Here is a 23,052-nt window from a genome sequence, read left to right on the forward strand (position 1 = left end):
ATGAAAAAATGGCATTGGATATTATTGGGGGTAATTACTTTGATAACACTGTTTTCTGAATTTGTATTACTAGCAGATTACCCGAAGAAACATTGGTGGAGTTACATTCCCGCATTCTACATCCTTTGGGGATTTGTCGGTTGTGTTGCCATAATTTATATATCAAAGTGGCTGGGAAAATTATTCATTCAAAGAAAAGAAGATTACTACGATGCCGATTAACATGATGATCATACCGGCATATTATATGATATTCGGTGCATTGATTTTGCCGTTGCTACCGCAGAAGATTCGCTCGGGAAGTTTTCTTCTTTTCCCTCTGTTGGCGCTTATAACTATTTGGTCTTTCCCAATAGATCATGTAATAAAAATAAACTTTCTTAATTATGAATTAATCCTCGGTGAGTTCAACCGGTTAAACAGAATCTTTGGAACCATCTTTTCAATCATAGCAATAATCGGCGGAGTTTATTCGTATCACTTAAAAGAAAAAGGTCAGCAATCGGCAGCTCTGTTATATGCCGGCGGTGCGCTCGGAGTTACTTTTGCCGGAGATTATTTTACGCTCTTTGTCTTTTGGGAATTGATGGCTGTTGCTTCGACTTATTTAATCTGGGCAAGAAGAACTAAAGAATCCGCAAATGCAGGTATGCGTTATTTAATTGTGCATCTCTTCGGTGGAAGTTTATTGCTAGCCGGAATTATTTTAAACATTTATTCAACCGGTTCAATCATTATAACAAGTCTTACTCCCGATGGCTCAATTTCATCTTGGTTAATATTAGTTGGTGTTGCGCTAAACACAGCTATTCCGCCGTTACATGCTTGGCTTGCAGATGCTTATCCTAAAGCTACTGTTACGGGTGCTGTTTTCTTGAGTGCCTTTACAACAAAGTCTGCCGTACTAATTCTTATTAAGATTTTTGCCGGGTGGGAAGTGTTGATTTTCTTCGGTGTAATGATGGCACTGTACGGTGTTGTATATGCCGTACTTGCTAATGACATCAGAGAAATACTTGCGTATCATATAATTAGTCAGGTTGGTTACATGGTAGCGGGTGTCGGTATCGGAACCGAGATGGCAATTAACGGAACAACAGCTCACGCATTTAGTCACATTTTATATAAAGCATTGCTGTTTATGGGCGCCGGTGTTGTACTTCATACAACCGGGAGAAGTAAACTAACAGAGCTTGGGGGAATAGCAAAAAAGCAGCCGGTAACTCTATGGCTTTATATGATCGGTGCGTTTTCAATTTCCGGATTCCCGTTGTTCAACGGATTTATAAGTAAATCAATGGTTGTCTCGGCTGCAGGCGAAGCTCATTTTGATACCGCAATGTTATTATTATTGCTTGCATCAGTCGGTACGTTTTTACACACCGGACTTAAGCTTCCATACTTCACGTGGTGGAGTAAATCAAAAGAAGAAATCGAACCGACAAAACCACCGGTTAACATGCACGTCGGAATGCTTCTCGCTGCAATTCTCTGCACACTTTTCGGTGTGTATCCGACTTTGCTTTATGATTACCTGCCGTTCACTGTTAATTATGAACCGTATACAATTTATCACCTTACTGAATCGATACAGATTTTGACTTTTACGTTTATTGCGTTTTGGCTGCTTCGTAAAAAACTTGAGGGAGAACCAACACTTGCGCTTGACACTGATTGGTTTTACAGAAGACCGGCAAGGTTAATACAAAAAGTCTTTGTCGATAGTCTTGAAACGGTATTTAATTATACAGAAAAACTTGCGCTCAGTTTATCCAAAGAGATTATAAGAGTTAGCCGCAATCCATTAATACTTTTTGATAAAAGCGAATCGGATAGAGATTATGATCCTGATTTACATCGTGCTACAACTCATCTTTTATTAATGTTGATCATCCTCAGCTTTGCTGTGTTTTTTCTTTTTAGTATTATTATTTAATCGAACACAAATATCATTTAGTTTATCTAATGCTTTTTACTGGCATCTTTTTATTATAACATAAAAAGGAACCTCATGCGAAATATTTTAATATCCATAATTCTGTTTTCATCACTCTTTGCACAAGAAAAAATTATTGTGGGGACAAAAGTAGCCGAACCTTTTGTAATTAAGCAAAACGGAGCTTGGGAGGGTTTATCATTCGATCTATGGCAAAAAATTTCTACAGAATTACAATACGAATATGAAGTAAAAGAATATGATCTTGAGGGATTAGTAGCAGCGGTTGAAAATGAAGAGGTCGATATAGCTGTTTCGCCTTTAACAATTACAGCAGCTCGCGAAGAAAAAATGGATTTTACTCTTCCCTATCTGGTTACCGGATTGAGCATTGCCGTTGCTGTAAAGGAGGAATCCGGTTTTTTAAGCTTGGCAAAAAATTTGCTTTCTGTTGAGTTTATAAGTACGGTTGGTGTTCTTATTATTATTCTGTTTCTTGTCGGACTGCTAACCTGGTTTTTTGAACGAAAGAAAAATCCGGAACAATTCGGCGATGGAAAGTCGAAGGGATTGTGGTCAAGTTTTTGGTTTGCTGCTGTTACTATGACAACAGTAGGATACGGTGACAAAGCACCTAAATCCATAGGTGGGAGAGTTATCTCTCTAATTTGGATGTTTACGGCAATTATAATTATTTCCAGCATTACGGCGGCTATAGCTTCCGCATTAACTGTAGGTAAGCTTGAAACGAAAATTAAAGGATTGAGCGACCTTTATAGCACAACCGTTGGGACTATTCCAAGCTCGACTGCAGAAAGTTTTCTTGTTGATAAAAGAATCAATTATTTATCGTATAGTGACGTCTCAAAAGGTTTAGAAGCTATCGCAACCGGTAATCTTGACGCCTTTGTGTATGATGCCCCGATAATGAAATATCTAATTAAGAAAAATGGACTTCCGGGAAAAGTTAAGGTGCTGCCAAACGAACTTGAACAAGTATATTATGGTTTTGCGCTTCACGAAGGAAGCAAATTAAGAGAGCCTTTGAATCGAAGAATTATCGACATAATCAGTAATCCATCCTGGGAAGATTTACAGTACAAGTATTTTGGCGAGTAATCTTTTGTAGCTAGATAAAACTCTCTCACAAACATTTCATATCTTTGTGAAATGAAAACTAAAGAACAATTACATCTACCCGGGGGCAACTCTCAACTTAACTATGTATTAGAAAACGTTGATCTTATCGATAAAACTATTCTTGTCATTGGTACCGGCAGCGAGCTTGCTGTAAAACTTTTTCTTAATAACGGGGCTTCAAAAATTGAATTGATAGTTGAGGATTATGACTCGCTGTTGAATTCAAGATTAGCACTTGATCAAATAGAATCTATAAATCCTAAGATGATGGATTTTGAGATTACTGATTTTAACGAGAATACATTCGACCTAGTTTATGCTCAAGCGTCCATCTCGGGAAGCAAGCGAAATAGAATTATAAAGGAAATCAAAAGAATTATTAAAAAAGATGGGATATTAATAGTTGGTGAAATTGTAAAGCTTGAGAAGTTAGTTCCGCAATTTGTGAATGATATGTTCAGCGATTCTGATTTGGATCCACTTTATACCGAAGACATTAAAAACTACTATTTTCAACGTGGATGGGACGTGCAGGAAACTATCGATCATTCTCCAAAATTGAACGAATACTATTCAACAAATCTCGAGATGTTGAGTAAGTCGCTTAAAGAGTTATCCGATAATGAAAAAAGTTATTACAAAAAGTTGATTAACCAAATCAGCCATCAATCCAAAGCTTATCTTAAACAAGGTGCCGATAGATTCATTGGTTTTTCCATTTTAAAAGCAATTATGAACGATCGTTAGCATGAAAAAAGGTGACATTTTAGAATTAGAAATAACCGGGTACGCCTTTGAAGGTAAGGGTATAGCAAAAATCCATCGTGATGATTCAGAAAAAAAATATGTGATTTTTGCCGATGGCTCATATCCCGGGGACAAAGTAAAAGTTGAGCTTCGAAGAATTAAAAAATCATACGCCGAATCAAAAGTAATTGAAGTTATAGAACCTTCCGAAGAAAGAACCAGAGCACGTTGCAATTATTTTGGAATCTGTGGTGGTTGCAAACAGCAAGATTTAAAATATGAGATCCAGTTAAAATATAAAGCTGAGCAAGTCAAAGATGTTTTTGAACGAATCGGTGGATTAAAAGATTTCGAAATGTTAACAATCGTTCCTTCCCAGAAAGTATTCTATTATCGCAATAAAATGGAATTTTCATTTGCCGATAAACGATGGTTGTTTCCGGAAGAAATCAACAATAGAGATGAAATCAAAGATCAGAATTTTGCATTAGGATTACACATTCCTCGCATGTTCGACAAAGTATTGGATATTAACGAGTGTTATCTTCAGTCTGAAGACAGCACAAAAATTCTAAATTTCACTAGGGACTTTTTTAAGTCAACCGGCACATCAATTTACTCAACAAAGACTCACGAAGGCTATTTAAGAAACCTTGTTATCAAGCAATCTCATCACACAAACGACTTGATGGTTAATTTGGTGACTTCCAAATTAGATGAACAGTTGTTCACAAAATATGCCGAAGAACTGCTTAAAATTGAACCGAAAATCACAACTATTGTAAATAATATTAACGAGAAAAAAGCTCAAATTGCCGTTGGTGATTTTGAGCGAATTTTTCACGGAAACGGTGTAATTTTTGATAAAATCGGTCAATTTTTGTTCAGAATTAGTCCAAATTCGTTTTTCCAAACAAACTCTATTCAGGCTGAAAATCTTTATGAAACGGCTCTTGCTTTTGCAGAGTTTTCGGGAGATGAAATTGTATACGATTTGTATTCCGGAGCTGGTACAATTTCAATCTTTGTCTCGCCTCACGTAAAGCAAGTCTATGCTTTTGAAAGTGTTGAGGCTGCTGTTAAAGATGCCGCTTCAAACACCGAATTAAATAAAATAACAAATGTTCATTTTGAGTTAGCTGACTTGAACAAGTCTTTTCTGACGATAATAGAGGAAAAATTGCTGCCGAAACCTGATGTTGTAATTACAGATCCGCCGCGTGCCGGCATGAATCCCAAAACAATTAACGATGTTATTGAACTCTCGCCTAAGAAAATAGTTTATGTAAGTTGCAATCCGGCAACTCAAGCTCGTGATATCAAAATGCTTGTTGAATCTGGATACAAATTAATAAAAATCCGACCGGTGGATATGTTTCCACATACATTCCATATCGAAAATGTTGCTCTACTTGTAAAAGTTTAAATTGGCTAATTCCGTTCTTATTGGTGTCTTTCAAAAAATAAAATATAGGTGAGGATAAAATGAAAATCATTATTACCCTTTTTATAAGTTTTTTAACGATGATCAACGCTCAAAATTTCGAGATCTTCGAAAAGTATTTCGAGGATTCAACCTTAAGAATTGATTACATTCATAAAGGTAATGCCGAAACGGAAAGTATTTCATTGGTTGAGAAATTTAAATACGGAACATGGGCGGGTAGTAGAAAAAATTTAATTGACAGTTTCAACAACGGCGCTTACTATCTTAAACTTTATGATCCAAATACCAACGAGGTTATCTATTCAAAAGGATATGATAGTTATTTTAAAGAATATCAAACAAGTCAAGATGCAATTGAGGGAAAAGTAAAAAGCTTTGAAGAAGTCGCATTAATTCCGTTTCCTAAAGTGCCGGTCAATTTTTCAATTGAGAAAAGACAAGACGATAATAGTTTTAAAAATGTATTCAGTTTAAATATCGATCCCAAGGAAGATTCTTTTAGTGATTTACAAGTTGATTTCTCTAATTATAAAATTATTAAATCACATATCGGCGGCGAACCTCATTCAAAAGTTGATGTTGTAATTCTTGGTGACGGCTACACAAAAGAAGAAGTTGATAAATTTGAAAAAGACATCAACCATTTTACCGAAGTATTCTTTTCGCTTGAACCATACACCTCGATGAACGATTATTTTAATATTTACGGTGTATTAAATCCATCCGAAGATAGCGGCGTTGACGAACCTCGTGCAGAAATTTATAAAGAGACGACTCTTAACTCTACGTTTAATTCAATGGGTTCTGAAAGATACTTGTTAACCGAATCTGTTCACACTGTTTATGATGTTGCCTCGATTGTTCCATTTGATGCAATTTTTATAATGGCAAATCATAAAAGATACGGCGGAGGAGGTATTTATAATTTCTATTGTACGTTTACTTCCGACACACAATTCCGAGATTATATTTTTCTTCACGAATTCGGTCATTCTTTTACAGGACTTGCGGACGAATACTACACATCTGATGTAGCTTACTCAGATTTTTATAAACCGGATAGAGAGCCTGCCGAACCAAACATCACGGCGCTTTTGGATAAAGATAATCTGAAGTGGAAAGATCTTGTTGAAGATGATACACCAATACCAACATCATGGAATAAAGAGGAGTTTGATCTGATAGGTTACGAATGGCAAAAAGAAAGAAACAAATTGAACAATGAAATTACGGAATTGAAAAAGAATAAAGCAGCAAAAGAAGAAATTGAAGCGGCTGAAAAGAATTATGATCTGAAGGATAAAGCGAATACAGAGAAAGTTGTTGCTCACTTACGAGCTAATGAGTATTACGGAAAAGTTGGTGCATTTGAAGGAGCCGGTTACATGCAATATGGTTTTTATAGACCAATGCTTGATTGTATTATGTTTTCAAAGGGAGTAAAACCTTTTTGCGATGTTTGTAAAGAAGCAATTAAAAATGTGATTCTGCATTACGCGGAATAATTAAATAGATTGGGAAAGCAGATAAAGCGGCAGAGAAAAAATTAATCTCTGCCGTTTTCATTTAATCAAAATCAAAAAGTTCACCCAAGAGTCCTTTGCGCTTTCTTTTGTTGGAATATTTATAATTGTCGATATATCGGTCATCTCTATAATTGTGCTGACCGTATTGTGTTTGAGGAGGAGTAATATCTTCGGCAATACTTTTCTCGATGATTTTATTCAACTCCCCTCGGTCAAGCCAAACGCCGCGACATTCAGGACAATAATCAATCTCAACACCTTGTCTATCTGCGATAGCCAAATTTACATCTTTGCAAACCGGGCATTTCATTGTGATTCCTTTCTTGATTGGGTTTAATTTGAGCAATATTAACTATTTCGATAACCAAAAAGTTCCGAATTAAGTACGGCTGGTAAACTCTAAATTACTTTTGATATTAATAGAAATAAAAAAAGGATTAACCGAGTCGGTCAATCCTTTTGATAATTACATAATACAATTATTTAAACTAATTGAGCATTCAATTTAATGTCAACTCCGGCAAGAGCTCTTGAAACCGGGCAACCCTTTTTAGCACCCTCGGCAACTTCTTGAAATTTAGCTTCATCTATATTTGGAATTTCAGCTTTACAGTTTAGTGTAATTTCAGTAATGCTGAATCCCGCATCACCTTTTACTAAATTAACTTTTGCCTCTGTACTAACCGACTTCGGATCGAAGCCTTCTTTTTCTAATGACGCCGAAAAAGCCATCGAGAAACAGCCTGCATGTGCTGCGGCTATTAATTCTTCCGGATTTGTTCCTGTTCCTTCTTCGAAGCGGGATGAAAACGAATACTGTCCTTCGTAAGCTCCGCTTTCCATTTTCATTGTTCCGTTACCATCTCGTAATTTACCGTTCCATACAGCTGCTGCTTTTCTTACAGGCATATTGCCTCCTTTTTTATTAAATGATCTTTTGTCCTTTAAAATATTGTACAAATATAAAGAATTGATAACTTTCTTCAGAAGATATTTACTCAATAAACAAATTAATTTCACTAAAACATTATTTCCTTTATTTTTGCAGACTGATTAACCGATTATAAAAAGGGGTAGAATGAAACATTTATGGGATGAACGATTTGCAAAAGAGGAATACGCTTATGGCAAAGAACCGAATACATTTTTCAAACAAGAAATAGACAAACTTAATCCGGGGAAGCTGCTTCTACTTGGAGAGGGCGAGGGGCGTAATGCTGTTTATGCGGCAAAACTTGGTTGGGAAGTCGATGCTGTCGATTGGAGCGAAGAAGGCAGAAAAAAGGCACAAAAATTAGCCGATGACAATAATGTCAAAATAAATTACATTCTTTCAGATCTTTCTGAATATGCACCAAACGAAAATTACTATGATGCTGTTGGACTTATATTTCTACACCTTGATCCTGATCTGAGGGAGAAGATCCACACAAAGGTAAACTCTACGCTTAGGAATGGTGGGGTGGTAATTCTTGAATCATATTCCAAAGAACAACTTTTAAATACTTCAGGTGGACCAAAAAACCCCGATTTGCTTCACTCATTAGAAGAAATTTTCTCTGATTTTTCGGATTTGGAGATAATTTCATTCTCAAAAGAAAAAATTGAGCTTTTTGAAAGCCCAATGCATTCCGGAGAAGCTGATGTGATTCGTTTTGTTGGTAAAAAGAGCTAATTTTGCACCACAACCAACACCCAGGAAACTTTAGAAACTTTTTCTTGACACATTAGTTTTCTTATTGTATATTGGAAACCACTAAAACTAATTTGGTTTCCAATGAAAGAATTATCAGAAAATCTAAAGATCCTCGAGTTTTGCGAAACTCATTTTATGCACTATGGTTTCCACAAAACCACGATGGATGACATCGCCAAAGAATTACGCATCAGCAAAAAGACTATTTACAAGCATTTTTCAAGCAAAGATGAGCTTGTGCGTGCTGTATTTATCCGTATTCGTAATGATTTGAGTACTCAAATTGAAGGAGTTGTAAATGGCGGGGGAGATGCGGTCGTTAAATTATATAAAATCAGCAAAATTTTTTCAAATCGCGCAGCAACAATTAGCAATAAGTGGCTAAATGATTTGCAATATTATGCCCCCGATGTTTGGCGAGAAATTGAAGAATTTCGCATAAAAATGATGCAGAAAAACATGACAATGCTAGTTGAACAGGGAAAAGAAGAGAATTTGGTTATCGATGTTCCAACCTCCTTGATAATGGGAATCATTATTTCTTCTGTTCATGGCGTAGTAAATCCGGAATTTATTCTTCATAACAATATTTCCTTAAATTCTGCAGCCGAAATGACACTCGAAATAGTCTTTTCCGGAATACTCACAAAAAAAGGCAAAAAATTATTTAAACAATACAAATCGGGCAGTTGATATGAAAAAATTACTTGTTATAGCTTCGGTTATCACTCTATTGATTGGTTGCGAGGATAACGGAGATAAAGAAAAAATTGAATTGTCGGGAACTGTAGAAACTACCAACATCACACTTAGTTCCCAACTTGCTGGAACTGTTGAGAGAATTTATCAAGCTGAAGGAAACCGGGTTCGTGTTGGAGACACTCTTATTATTATTGATCCCGAAACATACATTTTACAGCTAAATCAAGCAGAAGCACAGAGAGACTTGGCAAAATCAAAATATGATTTGCTAAACAAAGGAGCGAGAAGCGAGGATAAAAGTCAAGCCGCCGAAGCCTTAAATCAAGCCGAAGCAAGCTATCAATCCGCTAAAACCGATTTTGAACGGATCGAAAATCTCTTCGAAAATCAATCAGTTACAAAAAAGCATTACGAAGACGCAAAAACAAGATTAACAATTTCAGAAGCTCAACTAAATTCAGCAAAGCAAAATCTCAGAAAAATTGAAAATCTTGCCAGACCGGAAGAGTTAGATCAAGCAAAAGCAGCTTTTAATGCAGCCGAAGCAAATGTTAAACTATTACAAAAACGAGTGAACGATTGTTATGTTTTGTCGCCTATAAACGGACAAATAGTTAGAAATTTTGTTGAAATGGGCGAAACTGTAAATCCGCAATCTTCATTAGTAAGAGTTTCTAATCAAAGTGAAGTCGAGGTTGTTGTTTACATTCAAGAAACTGACTTAGGAAAAGTTAAGCTTGGTCAAAAAGCTGAAATATTCTCCGATTCTTATGAAGACAAAGCATACGAAGGGAAAGTAACTTACATTTCACCAGAAGCAGAGTTTACACCCAAAAATATTCAGACAAAAGAAGAACGAACAAAGCTGGTCTTTGCGGTAAAATTAAAAGCTCCCAATCCAGAATACGAACTAAAATCCGGTATGCCGGTAGAGGCGGTGATTTATTTTTGAAACATAATGGAACACAAATGACACAGAAAAAGCCGATCAACACAGATAAAAATCTGCGAAAATCAGTCGCATCTGTGTCATCAGCGTTCCATTGTTCAAGAGATTAAAATGAATTCGATAATCAAAATAAAAAATTTGAAAAAATCTTACGGTGAAATTGAAGCCGTCAAAGATATCTCCTTCGAAGTAACAAAGGGCGAAATGTTCGGATTAGTTGGGCCGGATGGTGCGGGTAAAACTACAACAATTAGAATTTTGTGCGGACTATTAAATCCCGATAACGGCACAGCAACTTTAATTGACAAAGACATTGCGAAAGATAAACAAGCGATTCAAAATCAGATTGGCTATTTATCACAGCGCTTCAGTTTGTACGGTGATTTAACGGTCGACGAAAACATAGAATTCTTCGCGGATATTCATAACGTTAAAAATTATAAATCAAGAAGAGATGGGCTGCTTGAGTTTACCAGACTTACAAATTTTAGAGATCGGCTAGCTGATAATCTCTCCGGCGGAATGAAACAGAAACTTGCGCTTGCTTGTTCGTTAATTCACAAACCGCAAATTTTATTTTTAGATGAACCGACAACCGGAGTTGATCCGGTTTCGCGTCGTGATTTTTGGAAAATCCTTTCCAACTTAATCAAAGAGGGCATTACAATTTTTATGACAACTCCATATTTAGATGAAGCCGAGCGCTGCAATCGCGTTGCGATGATGAATAAAGGAAAAATTATTGCAATCGATAAACCGGCTGAAATTAAAAAGTCAATTAAAAAACAAGTCGTTGAGATTGTCTGCACACCTTCACGCGAAGCATATGAAATTTTAAAAGATAAATACGAATCGCAGATGTTCGGCGACAGAATAAACTTAGTTGTTGATGACGAATCAAAAGATTATCCCGAAATCGAAAAAATACTTAATCAAAACGAAATAACCATTAACGATAAACGAGTTGTTACACCATCGCTCGAAAATGTTTTTATACATTTAATAAAAGAAGCAAGTTAACAGGTAATAAAAATGAAAAAATTACTTACAACGCTTTTGATTGTATTCGGAGTTATAAGCGCACAAGAAAGAGTACTTACATTGGAAGAAAGTCTTCAACTCGGTTTGCAGAACAGCAAGCAGATAAAAATATCTCAGGCAGCATTAAAAAGCAGCGAAGCGAAAGTATCCGAAGTCGGTTCACAAATGTTACCGCGGTTAAGCTTTGGAGCATCTTATACACGATTAAGTGATGTAAAATCGTTTGCAGTTACAGTTTCTTTTTCACAAACACCAATTACAATTCAAGAGACAATTTTAGATAACTACCAACTAAAGCTATCATTACAGCAACCGTTGTTTACGGGATTCAGATTGTCTTCACTAAAAAGTGCCGCTGAATACAATATGAAAGCAGCAGAATTTGAACATACAAAAGAGATAAACGAAGAAGCATTTAGAATTCATCAAGCATTTTGGAGTTACTATAAAGCTCAAAAGGTCTCGCAGCTTGTTGAAGAAAATTTGAAATCTTTAGAGAAACATTTGATTGATACAAAAAACTTTTTAGAAAACGGACTTGTAACAAGAAACGATTTGCTGAAACTGGAAGTTCAGTATTCAAACACAGAGTTAAAAAGAATTGAAGCACAAAATGCGGTTGCTCTTGCTAAAACTGCGTTTAATAAGTCTGTCAGTTTACCTTTAAACTCGAACACGCAAGTCGAGGCGGAAGATCCGCAGGCAATTTCTGTAACTACAAAATTTGATGATTTTTTAAACGAAGCAATGCAATCACGAGAAGAAATAAAATCACTGGAGTTTAAAATTAAAGCCGGTGAAGAAAATATTGATGCGGCTCAAGCAGGGTGGTTTCCGTCTGTCTTTCTTTTCGGTGATTATTATTACAGCAGACCAAATCAAAGAATTATGCCGCTTGAAGATAGATTTGAAGATACTTGGGCAGCGGGAGTCGGACTTAACTGGAATATTTTAGATTGGGGTGAAACATCCGCAAAAACAACTCAAGCCAAACAGCAGTTGATTCAAGCGGAAACAGCTTATCAAATTATTAAAGAGAACATCGAGCTTGAGGTTTATAAAGATTACTTAACAGCGCTCAGTGAATTTGAAAAAGTAAATGTATCGAAGAAATCAGTTGAACAAGCAGAAGAGAATTACAGAATAACAAAAGACAAATACAACCAGCAGCTTGCAACCAGCACGGATCTAATTGATGCCGAGGTTGCGTTATTAAACGCCCAAACAAATCTAACTAATGCGTTGGTTGACTTAGAGTTAGCGAAAACGAAACTTGAAAAATCGGTGGGTCGCAACATTTATTAATTGAGGAGTCAGAAGCAAGAAGTAAGAATAAAAACAAGGAGGACCAAATGGCAAAATCAAAAAGATTTACCGAGCTCATTGTTTGGCAAAAAGCGCATAAATTAGTTTTAGAGATTTATAAATCAACAAAACAATTTCCAAAAGAAGAAACATTGGTTTAACATCTCAAATTCGTCGTGCTGCTATTTCCATTCCCGCTAATATTGTCGAGGGATATAGGAGACGAGGCGAATTGGATAAATCAAAATTCTTAAATGTATCCCATGGTTCACTTGAAGAAGTTAAATACTTTTTGATTCTGGCAAAAGACTTGAATTACATTAATGAAAATAACATTGAACCGTTAACGGAAGAAGTCGGAAAACTATTGGATTCGTATATGAAAAAAATTCTGTCTTCTGTCTCCTAACTTCTGACTTCTTAAAAGATCAAAATGAAAAACAGCATACAAGTAAATAATCTGACAAAACGCTTCGGCAACTTCACCGCCGTCGATAATATTTCCTTTAACGTGAAAGAGGGAGAAGTGTTTGGGTTTTTAGGTGCTAATGGAGCGGGTAAATCTACGGCAATTAGAATGTTATGCGGAATACTTTCTCCAACCTCGGGCGATGCAATTGTCGGTGGATACAGTGTGATGAGTGAGCCGGACAAAGTAAAACAAGTAATCGGATATATGTCGCAGAAGTTTTCACTTTATAATGATCTGTCCGTTGAAGAAAACATAAATTTCTTCGGTGGTGTTTATGGTTTGGAAGGTAAGAAATTTAAAGAAAGAAAAGATTGGGTTTTGCAAATAGCTAACTTAAAAGGGAAAGAAAAACTCTTAACAAGTTCGCTTCCAGGCGGCATAAAACAGCGACTTGCGCTCGGTGCTGCAGTTATTCACGAACCGGAAATTGTCTTTTTGGATGAACCGACAAGCGGCGTCGATCCGATTTCAAGAAGAAATTTTTGGGATCTCATCAACGATCTCTCTGCAAACGGGACTACGGTTTTTGTGACGACTCACTATTTGGAAGAAGCCGAATACTGCAACAACATAACATTAATTAATGCTGGAAAAATTATTGCGGAAGGAAATGCAAGCGAACTAAAAACCAATTACATCAAAAATAAAATTTATGAAATTGAATGCGAACGTGTTGTTGATGCACTCGATATTCTTCAAAATGAAAATTATGTGGATGAAACATCAATCTTCGGTAATAACATTCATATAATTGTAAATGACGACTTCAATAGTGAAGAACAAATTAAGACAACATTAACAGACAAACATTCAATCGCAATAAAACGAATAGATAAAATCGTACCAACGCTTGAAGATGTTTTTATTCATCTATTAGACAAAGAGTACAACAGATGATCAGTCCGGCAAGAATAAAAGCAGTTGCGAAAAAAGAAGTAAAACAAATCAGTCGCGATACGAGGTTTTTGATTATTCTATTCTCACTTCCGGTTTTTCTGCTTGTTCTTTTTGGTTATGCCGTCAATTTTGACGTAAAAAACATCAACCTTGCTGTTCAAGATTTAGATAAATCTAAAGAGAGTCGTGAGTTTATTCAATCGTTGACAAGCTCAGAGTACTTTGATCTTGTTGAATATTTTAACGAAGAAGCAAAAGCGACGTCGGCGCTTGATGAAAAACGTGCTCAAGTTGTGATGGTAATTCCCTCGGACTTTTCAGAAAAGATGTACCGCGCAAAGGAAGAAGCAAAAGTACAGTTTTTAATCGACGGAGTTGATGGCAATACTGCAACTATTATTAAAAATTATGTTGATGCAGCAACATTAAAATATAACTCAGAATTTCAGAGGGAGATGTTTGCTAAACTGGGAATCAATCCTTTTACTCCAATCGATTTACAGCCGATATTTTGGTTCAACCCTGAACTAGAGACAACCGTGTTTTTAATTCCCGGTTTAATTGCGATGATTTTAATTATTACTTCTGTTGTTAGTGTTGCCCTTTCGCTTGTTCGTGAAAAAGAGAGAGGCACAATTGAACAGATAAATGTTTCGTCACTCAACACTTTGGAGGTAATGCTCGGCAAGGTTCTGCCTTATATTATTATCGCATTAATTGATGCTGTCTTCATTTTAATTGCCGGATATATTTTGTTCGATGTGATTGTTAAAGGTGATTACTTTTTGATGTTCTTCAGCACACTCATTTTTATAATTGCCAGCACAAGTTTGGGAATATTTATATCAACCGTTTCGGATTCTCAGCAAGTAGCATTTACTGCGGCAACGTTTGCTTCTATGCTGCCGTCGTTAATTTTATCCGGATTCATTTTCCCTATTGAAAGTATGCCCGAAATTATACAATGGTTGACGAACATAACTCCTGCTAAGTTTTACTTAACAACACTTCGTGCAATTATGCTGCGAGGAGTTGGTCTTGAAGCTTTTTGGCTGCAATGGATTTATCTCGGAATTTTTACCGTGTTCTTTTTAGCGTTAGGAAATATAATTTCAAAGAAAAAAGAAGCTAGGAGCTAGAAACAAGGAGTTATAAAATGAACAAATCAAAAAGTTTTACTGAATTAATCGTTTGGCAAAAATCTCATAAATTAGTTCTCAACATATATAAACTAACAAAGTTATTTCCCAAAGAAGAATTATATTCTTTAACTTCTCAAATGAGGCGTTCAGCAATTTCAATTCCAGCTAACATTGCTGAGGGCTACAAAAAGAAAACACCCAAAGATAAACTTAGATTTTTCAATGTGGCTGAAGGTTCCCTTGAAGAATTAAAATATTACTTAATCTTAGCAAGGGATTTAAAGTACTGCAAAATTGATGATTTGATTGATCCAACAAATGAAATCGGCAAATTAATTAATGGTTATACAAACTCAATAAAAAAGAATAATGAAAATTCTATCTCCTAGCTCCTTTCTTCTAACTTCTTAGCAAACGAGCTCGGAGATTAAGCATACGCAAAAAAATGAAAACTATAATTTACTTCATACAAAAAGAGTTTTTACAATTCAAACGTGATCCGAAGATGTTTGCGATGATTTTAGTTGCACCTATTATTCAACTAATCTTCCTCGGTTACGCGGCAAACTTTGATGTAAATGTTGTTCATACTGCAGTGTATGATATGGATAAAACCGAAGCAAGCAGAAAGTATGTTGAAAGTTTTGAATCGACCGGGTATTACTCATCTGATTATTATGTTGATAACTATGATCAATTAACTAAACACATCGATAACGCAGAAGTAATAATGGGCTTGGTAATACCCCGAGGATTCGAAGAAAAAATCAATCGAATAGAGACCGTGCAAGTTCAAGCAATTTTTGACGGATCGGATGGCAACACAGCTTCGATTGCTGCCGGATATTTACAAGGCATAACTCAAAGATATTCCAAAGAAATTGTAACCGACATACGAAATAAACTCGGACTACAACTTATTCCTGTTGGCTCAGTTCAGTCGGAAACTCGTGTTTGGTACAACCCAGAATTAAAGACTAGAAATTTTATGGTGCCGGGAATAGTTGCGCTGTTGTTAATGATCATAACATTAATTTTAACATCGTTAGCAATAGTTAAAGAAAAAGAAATCGGGACACTTGAGCAGTTAATTGTAACACCAATTAAGCCAATACAAATGATAATCGGTAAGCTTATTCCATTTACACTATTGGGATTTGCTGCAGTCATATTAGTAATTACTGCAATGAATATAATATTTGGGATTGCGGTAAAGGGGAGCGCAATTTTTCTTTTAATTTCTTCTTTTGTTTTTATTTTATCAACACTCGGACTCGGATTGTTCGTATCAACAATCTCAAAGACGCAACAGCAGGCGATGATGCTCGCAATCTTTTTGATAATGATGCCGATGGTCTTTCTTTCCGGTTTTGCATTCCCAATTGAAAATATGCCTGAAATTATTCAAGCAATTACATATATAATTCCGCTTAGATATTTTATGACTATCATCCGCGGAATTATATTAAAAGGAATCGGCTTTGCCGATCTTTGGATACAACTTTTGGCAATGCTCGGGCTTGGTGTATTGATCTTAAGTTTAAGCGTAATGCGTTTCCAAAAACGGATAGATTAATTTTTAGAAAGTCTAATCTTCCAAAAAATGAATCTTGCCGGTAGATATGTCATAAACACCGCCGCCAATTTTAACCGTGCCTTCAGCAACACGGGTAGATACTATTTCGCTCAGTGATGAAATGACTTTTAATTGCAAATGAACATTTTCTTCTATTGTTTCTTCTAATAAATCTTCTTCGTCAACATTTTTTAATTTAACATTTTCAAATGCTGGTACAATCTTTTTTGCGAGAGCAGTTATTGATGGAGAATAACTTCCTCCTCCAACTACAGCATGAACAGCGCCGCAATGAGTGTGTCCTAACATTAATATATAACTCGAGTTAAGATATTTAACGGCGTATTCAATACTTCCAAGCGCAGCGCTGTCAACCACATTTCCTGCCAATCGGATTACAAATAGTTTTCCGATTGACTCATCAAAAATTATTTCAGCCGGAAGACGAGAATCCGAACAAGTTACAATTACAGCATAGGGGTTTTGCCCGTGGGCTGTCTCCTCTACTTCGGCCATGTAATTTTTAGTTGAAAATTCTCCGCTTATAAATCTTTTATTACCCGCTTTAAGTTCTTCTAATGATTGATCGGGTGTTAGAGTATTTTGGGCAATGACAAAAGAAGAGAAAAGTAGAAATATGCAAAAGTATGTAAGTCGATTCATGTAAACTCCTATATAAATTATTATTAGTTGTCAAAGCTTATGGCTGAGAAAGGATACTGAGAATATAATCCGTTAATCGACACAAGTCAAAATTTTTTATCAGCATGGTTATTCTCAACAAGAGGTCTTAACTTATGAAAGCAAATTCTTAATTAAAAGGAAACTTATGTCTCGATCGATTCTGTTTTTGTTTATCATTTTACTCTTTACTTCGTGTTCGACAATAACTGTAAATTCAGATTATGATAGCGCTTTCAATTTTACAGAGTATACTTCATATAAAATCATCAAGACACTTCCCCAAAGACCCAACGGCGTCGCCATGCCGTCACTTACGTTTAACTTAGTTAGAGAAGCAATAGAAAGCGAGTTGACAAAAAGTGGTGTCGGAAAAAACGAACACCGCGCTGATTTTGGCATAACTTGGCATACTGCATTGAACGATAATGTTTATGAAAACGTTGAGAGTCTCAAGGATTGGAACGATTATTTTGACTCAGCTGAAGAGGGAATGTTGATTATAGATTTTGTAGATATTAATACCAACCAGATTGTTTGGCGCGGTTGGAGTAAAAACGTTTTAACTTCGGAAAATCTCGAAGAGAAAATTAAAGAAAGCGTTCGTAAAATATTATCGCTTTATCCGCCAAAAGAAATGATGGGAATAAGAAATTAACTAGTTGTATTGTATTCTAAATCCAAAATCATTGTTATTGAAATCCACACATGGTACTTTTAAAATTTTATCATCGTTGGATTTTTTTATAAACACAAAACCATTTGAAGGATTAGACACAATCCTTGCTATATTTTCACCGCTAATTTCAACACTGTAATTAAAATTGCTGGCTGTCTCTGTCAAACTCATGGAGTGCACAAAATTTTCTCTAACATATTTCGGTGTAAGCCATGTTGATTCTTCCCAGACGACATCATTCGGAACTTCATAAACATCGCATTCAAGGGTAATATTAGTTTCGGCGTTTGGTCTATAATATCCTAACAATTTACTTACTGCCGTTGTGTTGTTTCCTATTCTTGCTCCTTCAGGTTGAAATTGAATAAAAAACAAACTGTCGTTTACAACCAAAACCTTAAGTTCATCAAGCATGTTGTAAGTGATATTAAAATTGTGTTCAACATTATTGCCGGAAAGTGAAATTTCTTCAGAACGATACGAGTTTATGTCGTATGACAAGCTTGTGAAGCCAATTTCATAATTACCACCAGCAAGATCGTCAAATCTATAATTCCCATTCTGATCGGTATTGGTAAATTTATTTTGATTGCTCTCTGTAACAATAAGTCTTATCTGAGCATTTCCCGCAGAACTTCCGTCAAGGAAAGTTACTCTTCCAAAGATAGATGACTTGCTGACTTCTGTGCTTGATTCTTCGCTGCATCCAATAAACGCAACAACAAACAAAGTAAGAAAAACTACTCTTGCAAACATTTTAACCCCTAGGATTTTCAAACAAAAAATTCATGAGTTATTAAAATACCTTCTTCTTTTTACAGAACAAAGAAAAGAGTGTTAATTTATTTTTTTTATAAATATCTTTTAACAAAAATTATTTATGTCTGCTTGGAGGGAATTATGAAATCAAAACTTTGGTTTAAAATATTAATTGTACTGCTCGCACTTATTGTGCTTATACAATTTTATCCATATGGAAGAGATCACGATAATCCGCCAGTTACATATATTGTTGAGTGGGACAGTCCACAAACAAAAGAAACCTTTTATAATGCATGTGCCGATTGCCACAGCAACGAAACAAAATGGCCTTGGTACAGCAACATTGCACCGGCTTCTTGGTTAATTCAAAGTGATGTTGAAAAAGGAAGAAGACACTTTAACGTTTCAATAGCCGAGGGTATGAAAAATGCAGTCGAAGCATACGAAGAAGTTGAAAGAGATAAAATGCCATTACCGATTTATCTTCCGCTTCATCCTGAAGCAAAGTTAGATAATGATCAAAAACAGAAATTTATTGCAGGATTGAAAGCTACTTTCAACAGAGAAGATAATTTGAAAGAATAACAATTTTATTTTACTCTATCGGTAAATTATGCATCTTTAAAAAAGAAAGTTTATCCCAGTAACCTCTTTGAAAAATTATTTTTCCGTTAACGATATGAAAGAATCCGCAGCCTTTTAAACCGAGCGGATCTTTCCATTCCAATATTGCCCACTCACCATCTTCAAATATATTCTCAACAATGCAAGTCATCTTTGCTTGAGCAAATTCGTTTTCGAACATTTCCTTAATTGCCGCCTTACCTTTTACTGGTTCATTTGCCACTTGATGATTTACGGCATCATCGGCATATAAACTTATAAGTAATTCAACATCAGCATTGTTGAAGTGCTTAACCCACTGTTTTAATATTTCTTTTGGTGAATCGTTCATTTATTAACCTCTATTTAAGTAATAGGTTCTTTAAAATTAATGATACAAAAAAATCTGCAATCCTTAAAAACTTTATTAATATGTCGCATTTTTTCAATCAATCCTTTCTTTTCGATTATAATTTTGTCCTATGATTTTTCATTCAAAAAAATAGGAGTTACATAAATGGAAACAATCACTAAATCACTCGATATAAATTCTGCGGTAAAACATCTATTTGACGAAGAAATAAGTCTTACAGAAATAACCGAATTTGGTGTAAGCTGGGAAGATTTAATTTCAGGCAACGTTGTTTTGCCTCCGCAAGGAACTAGATTTAATATTGCCTTTGAAGGAAAGGTCTTTGGCGAAAAAATTAACGGAGACATCAAAGGCGTTGATTACCTTTATGTTAGAAGCGACGGCAAGTTTGAATTGAATATTCAAGCGTCGATTTTAACAGATGATGGTGTGATGATTCACATTCAAGAGTCCGGAGTTTCAAATCCAAATCCCGACGGAACCGCTAAGTTAAATCTGAATTTAAGTTTTTTAACAAATTCACAGGAATATAATTGGCTCAATCAAAAACAAATTTGGGCGGTGGGTATTGTTGATATGGTTCAAGGAAATGTTTCAATGAAGTGTTACACGAATTAATTATTACCATAATAACTAAGGAGCAAAACAATGTTAAAAATAGATCTTAACAACTTATCACTAAATGAATTTACTTCTGTCAATAACCCAAGACAAAGATGTAAAGCTACATTCCCGCTGCTCGGTGTTCACGGTGCCAAGCAAAGTGCCGCGGTTTATTTCGAACTTAATCCGGGCGAAGAGCTCGGGAGCCACACTGACAGCGCCGAGGAGACCTTATTAATCTTGGAGGGAACTGCAGAAGTTACGGTTGGAAATGAATGTAATATCGTTTCAAAGCACAGTATGGCATTAGTTCCTGAAATGCTCTCGCATAACTTAAAAAATGTCGGCGAAGACAAAGTCAAAGTTCTTGGATTTTTTGGAGGGGCAAGTAATATCGTTGCTACATTCGATAATACTTGGCTTCCGACTGAATCAAACATAGTAGATACTGCTCAAATGACTGCTTAAACTGTCAGAAGAAGCCGGGGGATTGTTTGAAAAACATATTAAGACAAAAGAACTTTTTTCATCAATCCCCGTCTATTATACATAGAAATAATTTTAATTGAGAACCGATTGGTCAATCTAAGAAATCTGCTTAATTCTATAACTGCGTGAGTGTTACCATTCAAGAATATCGCCCTTCACCTGATCTTTCCCCATATATTGAATATTTTTGGGGTGGATCCTTTAATACAAAATCTGTCAAACTTTTTTCGCAAAGAGTTGTGCCTAACGGATATGTAGAGTTAATTATTCATCTTTCGGATTTACATTGTGAATTATTGGATTCATCAACGTTTACCTCCTCGCCGGATTTTTTATTAATTGGGTTATACTCTCTTCCTTATGAAGTGAATTTTAAGGGAGCCGTTAATGTGTTTGGAGTGCGGTTCAAACCGGAAGGATTTTATCAGCTATTCGGAATTCCGGTATCGGAATTCAGCGAAAACTATACCGATTTAGAAAGCTTGTCAATGCACAAGTTTCGCGATCACTGTAAAGTGTTAAGAGAAATCAATGATATCAAAAAACTAATTTTTTTAACCGAACAGTTTTTTAGAAAAAATTTTAGCAGAAGTAAAATTAATTTGTATTACCTAAACAAGGCTGCAGACTTAATTCGAAAATCCGATGGTTTAATAACAGTTGACGAGTTGGCAAGTAAAGTATTCATTAGCAAACGTCAATTAGAGCGGGAGTTCAAACAGAAAGTCGGAATGTCCCCCAAAAGTTATATGCGATTAGCAAGACTTAACAAAGTAAATCGAATAATAAAAGAAGGTAAAGAGGTTGAGCTCAGTTATCTTGCATACATTTGCGGTTATTCTGATCAAGCTCATTTCATTCGAGATTTCAAAAAATTCACCGGTGAAGCTCCGAAAGTATTCATAAATGAACTCGATGAGTTTATTATAAACCCCAACTCTTCTGAAATATCCAAATAATAATTATTTCACATCGCCAATAACCAACCGACACAAAAGTAAAAATCGTTTTTAATCAGACCCCAAGCCTTGTTTGTTGACTAATAAATTATTGAACTAATAACTAAATTACACGTCTCAACTTTTCCTTCTACTACAAATAAGGAATCGAAAATGAAATCGAACAAACTTTCCAGACGAAGCTTTTTCAAAATTTCGTCTTTAACAGGTGCCGGATTTGCGTTATCTCCAATACTCACGAATGAAAAAATTGCAAAGACTTTACAAGAAGAAGACAAGCCCAAAACAAATATTGAAGATGCATTAAAACATCCCCGCAATGAAAACTCAATGCCGGGCAAGTATCCCGGAAAAGTTGTACAAGTAAATCACTCCAATCCCGTTGTTGAAAACAAGATTGTATATGATGCTATTTACAAAATGATTGCGGAAGGAATGTTAACTCTTACGGGAGCAGTATCTATTAAAGAAGCTTGGCTGCAATTTGTAAACAAAAATGACAAAATTGGATTGAAAGTCAATCCCGTTGCAGGACCAACATTATCAACTTCGGTCGAAGTTACACTCGCAATAGTTAACCAACTTGAAGAGGCGGGTATTCCGAGAAGCAATTTAATTATATGGGATAGGCGTGAAGAACAAATTTTTGAGTCGGGAATAACCGAAGAGATTTTTCCGGGAATTAAAATTATTGGAACCGAACGCAAAGGTGAAAACGGAACAATGTATGATGAAAACGAAGAGCTGTATTCACTAAGAATGATTGACAAAGATTGGTATTACTGGGCAGATGTTGAAGCGGAATACCGTCCGGAAACTTTACCTTATATGGTAAACACCGGCAAGTATTCTTACTTCACAAAAATTGTTACAGAGATGTGTGATAAAATTATAAACATACCAATACTCAAAAATGCCGGAACCTCGGTTACGCTTTGTATGAAGAACTTATCTTATGGTGCAATTACAAACACCGGACGACTTCACGAAAAACTTTGGTCGGAAACAGTTGCGGAAGTTTGTGCTTTTCCTCCGTTGCGAGATAAAGTTGTTTTAAATATTGTCGACGGAATTAAGGGTTGTTTTAACGGAGGACCCTCTGCCGTTCCGCAATTCTTTACAAATTATAATACCATACTAATCGGAACAGATCCCGTTGCTGTTGATAGAGTTGGATTAAACATAGTTACTAAAAAACGAATCGAAGAAGGATTGCAGGAAGAAGAATCACCCCGCGGTTCTGCTTTTTTGAAGATGGCTGAAAACTTAAACCTTGGCGTGGCTGATAACAATAAAATTGACTTCAACAAAATAGATCTGACTTAAT

28 protein-coding genes are annotated in these 23,052 nt (G+C 35.7%); 23 read left to right on the forward strand and 5 right to left on the reverse strand.

The window, feature by feature from the left end:
* From QY331_16330 to QY331_16355, 6 genes are all read left to right on the forward strand, one after another.
* A complete protein-coding gene (locus tag QY331_16330; protein WKZ69531.1) occupies positions 1 to 222 on the forward strand; it encodes a hypothetical protein in 222 nt (73 codons plus the stop codon).
* Positions 212 to 1,936 carry a Na(+)/H(+) antiporter subunit D gene (locus tag QY331_16335; protein ID WKZ69532.1) on the forward strand — a complete coding sequence of 575 codons (1,725 nt, stop codon included), beginning with the start codon at positions 212 to 214 and terminating at the stop codon, positions 1,934 to 1,936. The genes QY331_16330 and QY331_16335 overlap by 11 nt, the downstream gene beginning before the upstream one ends.
* A gap of 75 nt (positions 1,937 to 2,011) precedes the next feature.
* Entirely contained in the window at positions 2,012 to 3,055 is a 1,044-nt protein-coding gene (locus tag QY331_16340; protein WKZ69533.1) for a transporter substrate-binding domain-containing protein, read from the forward strand.
* A 51-nt stretch (positions 3,056 to 3,106) separates the two neighbouring features.
* Entirely contained in the window at positions 3,107 to 3,823 is a 717-nt protein-coding gene (locus QY331_16345) for a methyltransferase domain-containing protein (GenBank protein WKZ69534.1), read from the forward strand.
* 1 nt (position 3,824) lies between these two features.
* On the forward strand, positions 3,825 to 5,249 hold the full coding sequence (rlmD, locus tag QY331_16350) for a 23S rRNA (uracil(1939)-C(5))-methyltransferase RlmD (protein ID WKZ69535.1): 1,425 nt from the start codon (positions 3,825 to 3,827) through the stop codon (positions 5,247 to 5,249).
* A gap of 59 nt (positions 5,250 to 5,308) precedes the next feature.
* Positions 5,309 to 6,775 carry a M64 family metallopeptidase gene (locus tag QY331_16355; GenBank protein WKZ69536.1) on the forward strand — a complete coding sequence of 489 codons (1,467 nt, stop codon included), beginning with the start codon at positions 5,309 to 5,311 and terminating at the stop codon, positions 6,773 to 6,775.
* A 61-nt stretch (positions 6,776 to 6,836) separates the two neighbouring features.
* On the opposite strand, the gene QY331_16360 is transcribed toward QY331_16355, so the two are convergent.
* Together QY331_16360 and QY331_16365 are read right to left on the reverse strand one after the other, a co-directional pair.
* Complete coding sequence (locus QY331_16360; protein ID WKZ69537.1) at positions 6,837 to 7,106, reverse strand: zf-TFIIB domain-containing protein; 270 nt, start codon at positions 7,104 to 7,106, stop codon at positions 6,837 to 6,839.
* Positions 7,107 to 7,279: 173 nt separating this feature from the next.
* Positions 7,280 to 7,705, reverse strand: a complete 426-nt coding sequence (locus QY331_16365) for an OsmC family protein (GenBank protein WKZ69538.1) — start codon at positions 7,703 to 7,705, stop codon at positions 7,280 to 7,282.
* 169 nt (positions 7,706 to 7,874) lie between these two features.
* Here QY331_16365 and QY331_16370 point away from each other — a divergent pair, with 169 nt between their 5' ends.
* The 11 genes from QY331_16370 (at position 7,875) to QY331_16420 (ending at position 16,576) form a co-directional block, all read left to right on the forward strand.
* Positions 7,875 to 8,471 carry a class I SAM-dependent methyltransferase gene (locus QY331_16370; GenBank protein WKZ69539.1) on the forward strand — a complete coding sequence of 199 codons (597 nt, stop codon included), beginning with the start codon at positions 7,875 to 7,877 and terminating at the stop codon, positions 8,469 to 8,471.
* Between the two features lie 102 nt (positions 8,472 to 8,573).
* A complete protein-coding gene (locus QY331_16375; protein WKZ69540.1) occupies positions 8,574 to 9,185 on the forward strand; it encodes a TetR/AcrR family transcriptional regulator in 612 nt (203 codons plus the stop codon).
* A 1-nt stretch (position 9,186) separates the two neighbouring features.
* Complete coding sequence (locus QY331_16380; protein WKZ69541.1) at positions 9,187 to 10,146, forward strand: efflux RND transporter periplasmic adaptor subunit; 960 nt, start codon at positions 9,187 to 9,189, stop codon at positions 10,144 to 10,146.
* Between the two features lie 108 nt (positions 10,147 to 10,254).
* Positions 10,255 to 11,163 (forward strand): ABC transporter ATP-binding protein, encoded by a 909-nt coding sequence (locus QY331_16385; protein WKZ69542.1) that lies wholly within the window; start codon positions 10,255 to 10,257, stop codon positions 11,161 to 11,163.
* 12 nt (positions 11,164 to 11,175) lie between these two features.
* Positions 11,176 to 12,489 (forward strand): TolC family protein, encoded by a 1,314-nt coding sequence (locus tag QY331_16390; GenBank protein WKZ69543.1) that lies wholly within the window; start codon positions 11,176 to 11,178, stop codon positions 12,487 to 12,489.
* A gap of 47 nt (positions 12,490 to 12,536) precedes the next feature.
* Complete coding sequence (locus tag QY331_16395) at positions 12,537 to 12,650, forward strand: four helix bundle protein (protein ID WKZ69544.1); 114 nt, start codon at positions 12,537 to 12,539, stop codon at positions 12,648 to 12,650.
* Positions 12,611 to 12,898: a four helix bundle protein gene (locus tag QY331_16400; protein ID WKZ71309.1), complete on the forward strand. Its 288-nt coding sequence runs from the start codon at positions 12,611 to 12,613 to the stop codon at positions 12,896 to 12,898. The genes QY331_16395 and QY331_16400 overlap by 40 nt, the downstream gene beginning before the upstream one ends.
* A gap of 24 nt (positions 12,899 to 12,922) precedes the next feature.
* The gene (locus QY331_16405) at positions 12,923 to 13,858 is read left to right on the forward strand and encodes an ABC transporter ATP-binding protein (protein ID WKZ69545.1); all 936 of its coding nucleotides are present in this window, start codon (positions 12,923 to 12,925) and stop codon (positions 13,856 to 13,858) included.
* Positions 13,855 to 14,997 (forward strand): ABC transporter permease, encoded by a 1,143-nt coding sequence (locus QY331_16410; protein WKZ69546.1) that lies wholly within the window; start codon positions 13,855 to 13,857, stop codon positions 14,995 to 14,997. Before QY331_16405 ends, QY331_16410 begins: the two co-directional genes overlap by 4 nt.
* A gap of 17 nt (positions 14,998 to 15,014) precedes the next feature.
* Positions 15,015 to 15,389, forward strand: coding sequence for a four helix bundle protein (locus tag QY331_16415; GenBank protein WKZ69547.1), 375 nt, complete (start codon positions 15,015 to 15,017; stop codon positions 15,387 to 15,389).
* Positions 15,390 to 15,445: 56 nt separating this feature from the next.
* A complete protein-coding gene (locus tag QY331_16420) occupies positions 15,446 to 16,576 on the forward strand; it encodes an ABC transporter permease (protein ID WKZ69548.1) in 1,131 nt (376 codons plus the stop codon).
* Positions 16,577 to 16,588: 12 nt separating this feature from the next.
* Here the strand turns inward: QY331_16420 and QY331_16425 are convergent, their stop codons facing one another.
* Positions 16,589 to 17,239 (reverse strand): carbonic anhydrase, encoded by a 651-nt coding sequence (locus tag QY331_16425; protein ID WKZ69549.1) that lies wholly within the window; start codon positions 17,237 to 17,239, stop codon positions 16,589 to 16,591.
* A gap of 166 nt (positions 17,240 to 17,405) precedes the next feature.
* On the opposite strand from QY331_16425, the gene QY331_16430 reads away from it, so the two are divergent.
* Complete coding sequence (locus QY331_16430; GenBank protein ID WKZ69550.1) at positions 17,406 to 17,915, forward strand: DUF4136 domain-containing protein; 510 nt, start codon at positions 17,406 to 17,408, stop codon at positions 17,913 to 17,915.
* Here the strand turns inward: QY331_16430 and QY331_16435 are convergent, their stop codons facing one another.
* Positions 17,916 to 18,692, reverse strand: a complete 777-nt coding sequence (locus QY331_16435; protein WKZ69551.1) for a carboxypeptidase-like regulatory domain-containing protein — start codon at positions 18,690 to 18,692, stop codon at positions 17,916 to 17,918.
* Positions 18,693 to 18,836: 144 nt separating this feature from the next.
* On the opposite strand from QY331_16435, the gene QY331_16440 reads away from it, so the two are divergent.
* On the forward strand, positions 18,837 to 19,283 hold the full coding sequence (locus QY331_16440; GenBank protein WKZ69552.1) for a heme-binding domain-containing protein: 447 nt from the start codon (positions 18,837 to 18,839) through the stop codon (positions 19,281 to 19,283).
* 10 nt (positions 19,284 to 19,293) lie between these two features.
* Here the strand turns inward: QY331_16440 and QY331_16445 are convergent, their stop codons facing one another.
* Positions 19,294 to 19,653, reverse strand: a complete 360-nt coding sequence (locus QY331_16445) for a nuclear transport factor 2 family protein (GenBank protein ID WKZ69553.1) — start codon at positions 19,651 to 19,653, stop codon at positions 19,294 to 19,296.
* A 165-nt stretch (positions 19,654 to 19,818) separates the two neighbouring features.
* Between QY331_16445 and QY331_16450 the strand changes: the two genes are divergently transcribed.
* From QY331_16450 to QY331_16465, 4 genes are all read left to right on the forward strand, one after another.
* On the forward strand, positions 19,819 to 20,292 hold the full coding sequence (locus tag QY331_16450; protein ID WKZ69554.1) for a DUF3237 family protein: 474 nt from the start codon (positions 19,819 to 19,821) through the stop codon (positions 20,290 to 20,292).
* A gap of 30 nt (positions 20,293 to 20,322) precedes the next feature.
* Positions 20,323 to 20,745 carry a cupin domain-containing protein gene (locus QY331_16455; GenBank protein WKZ69555.1) on the forward strand — a complete coding sequence of 141 codons (423 nt, stop codon included), beginning with the start codon at positions 20,323 to 20,325 and terminating at the stop codon, positions 20,743 to 20,745.
* A gap of 146 nt (positions 20,746 to 20,891) precedes the next feature.
* A complete protein-coding gene (locus tag QY331_16460) occupies positions 20,892 to 21,725 on the forward strand; it encodes a helix-turn-helix domain-containing protein (GenBank protein ID WKZ69556.1) in 834 nt (277 codons plus the stop codon).
* 153 nt (positions 21,726 to 21,878) lie between these two features.
* Positions 21,879 to 23,051 (forward strand): DUF362 domain-containing protein, encoded by a 1,173-nt coding sequence (locus QY331_16465; protein WKZ69557.1) that lies wholly within the window; start codon positions 21,879 to 21,881, stop codon positions 23,049 to 23,051.
* Position 23,052: the final 1 nt, after the last annotated feature.

This window comes from Melioribacteraceae bacterium (assembly GCA_030584085.1).
Taxonomy (GTDB): domain Bacteria; phylum Bacteroidota; class Ignavibacteria; order Ignavibacteriales; family Melioribacteraceae; genus SURF-28.

What these genes read in the sequence shown, in the direction of transcription:
- QY331_16330 (WKZ69531.1), top strand. Translation starts at nt 1, where the DNA reads ATGAAAAAATGGCATTGGATATTATTGGGGGTAATTACTTTGATAACA.
- QY331_16335 (WKZ69532.1), top strand. Translation starts at nt 212, where the DNA reads ATGCCGATTAACATGATGATCATACCGGCATATTATATGATATTCGGT.
- QY331_16340 (WKZ69533.1), top strand. Translation starts at nt 2,012, where the DNA reads ATGCGAAATATTTTAATATCCATAATTCTGTTTTCATCACTCTTTGCA.
- QY331_16345 (WKZ69534.1), top strand. Translation starts at nt 3,107, where the DNA reads ATGAAAACTAAAGAACAATTACATCTACCCGGGGGCAACTCTCAACTT.
- rlmD (WKZ69535.1), top strand. Translation starts at nt 3,825, where the DNA reads ATGAAAAAAGGTGACATTTTAGAATTAGAAATAACCGGGTACGCCTTT.
- QY331_16355 (WKZ69536.1), top strand. Translation starts at nt 5,309, where the DNA reads ATGAAAATCATTATTACCCTTTTTATAAGTTTTTTAACGATGATCAAC.
- QY331_16360 (WKZ69537.1), bottom strand. Translation starts at nt 7,106, where the DNA reads ATGAAATGCCCGGTTTGCAAAGATGTAAATTTGGCTATCGCAGATAGA.
- QY331_16365 (WKZ69538.1), bottom strand. Translation starts at nt 7,705, where the DNA reads ATGCCTGTAAGAAAAGCAGCAGCTGTATGGAACGGTAAATTACGAGAT.
- QY331_16370 (WKZ69539.1), top strand. Translation starts at nt 7,875, where the DNA reads ATGAAACATTTATGGGATGAACGATTTGCAAAAGAGGAATACGCTTAT.
- QY331_16375 (WKZ69540.1), top strand. Translation starts at nt 8,574, where the DNA reads ATGAAAGAATTATCAGAAAATCTAAAGATCCTCGAGTTTTGCGAAACT.
- QY331_16380 (WKZ69541.1), top strand. Translation starts at nt 9,187, where the DNA reads ATGAAAAAATTACTTGTTATAGCTTCGGTTATCACTCTATTGATTGGT.
- QY331_16385 (WKZ69542.1), top strand. Translation starts at nt 10,255, where the DNA reads ATGAATTCGATAATCAAAATAAAAAATTTGAAAAAATCTTACGGTGAA.
- QY331_16390 (WKZ69543.1), top strand. Translation starts at nt 11,176, where the DNA reads ATGAAAAAATTACTTACAACGCTTTTGATTGTATTCGGAGTTATAAGC.
- QY331_16395 (WKZ69544.1), top strand. Translation starts at nt 12,537, where the DNA reads ATGGCAAAATCAAAAAGATTTACCGAGCTCATTGTTTGGCAAAAAGCG.
- QY331_16405 (WKZ69545.1), top strand. Translation starts at nt 12,923, where the DNA reads ATGAAAAACAGCATACAAGTAAATAATCTGACAAAACGCTTCGGCAAC.
- QY331_16410 (WKZ69546.1), top strand. Translation starts at nt 13,855, where the DNA reads ATGATCAGTCCGGCAAGAATAAAAGCAGTTGCGAAAAAAGAAGTAAAA.
- QY331_16415 (WKZ69547.1), top strand. Translation starts at nt 15,015, where the DNA reads ATGAACAAATCAAAAAGTTTTACTGAATTAATCGTTTGGCAAAAATCT.
- QY331_16420 (WKZ69548.1), top strand. Translation starts at nt 15,446, where the DNA reads ATGAAAACTATAATTTACTTCATACAAAAAGAGTTTTTACAATTCAAA.
- QY331_16425 (WKZ69549.1), bottom strand. Translation starts at nt 17,239, where the DNA reads ATGAATCGACTTACATACTTTTGCATATTTCTACTTTTCTCTTCTTTT.
- QY331_16430 (WKZ69550.1), top strand. Translation starts at nt 17,406, where the DNA reads ATGTCTCGATCGATTCTGTTTTTGTTTATCATTTTACTCTTTACTTCG.
- QY331_16435 (WKZ69551.1), bottom strand. Translation starts at nt 18,692, where the DNA reads ATGTTTGCAAGAGTAGTTTTTCTTACTTTGTTTGTTGTTGCGTTTATT.
- QY331_16440 (WKZ69552.1), top strand. Translation starts at nt 18,837, where the DNA reads ATGAAATCAAAACTTTGGTTTAAAATATTAATTGTACTGCTCGCACTT.
- QY331_16445 (WKZ69553.1), bottom strand. Translation starts at nt 19,653, where the DNA reads ATGAACGATTCACCAAAAGAAATATTAAAACAGTGGGTTAAGCACTTC.
- QY331_16450 (WKZ69554.1), top strand. Translation starts at nt 19,819, where the DNA reads ATGGAAACAATCACTAAATCACTCGATATAAATTCTGCGGTAAAACAT.
- QY331_16455 (WKZ69555.1), top strand. Translation starts at nt 20,323, where the DNA reads ATGTTAAAAATAGATCTTAACAACTTATCACTAAATGAATTTACTTCT.
- QY331_16465 (WKZ69557.1), top strand. Translation starts at nt 21,879, where the DNA reads ATGAAATCGAACAAACTTTCCAGACGAAGCTTTTTCAAAATTTCGTCT.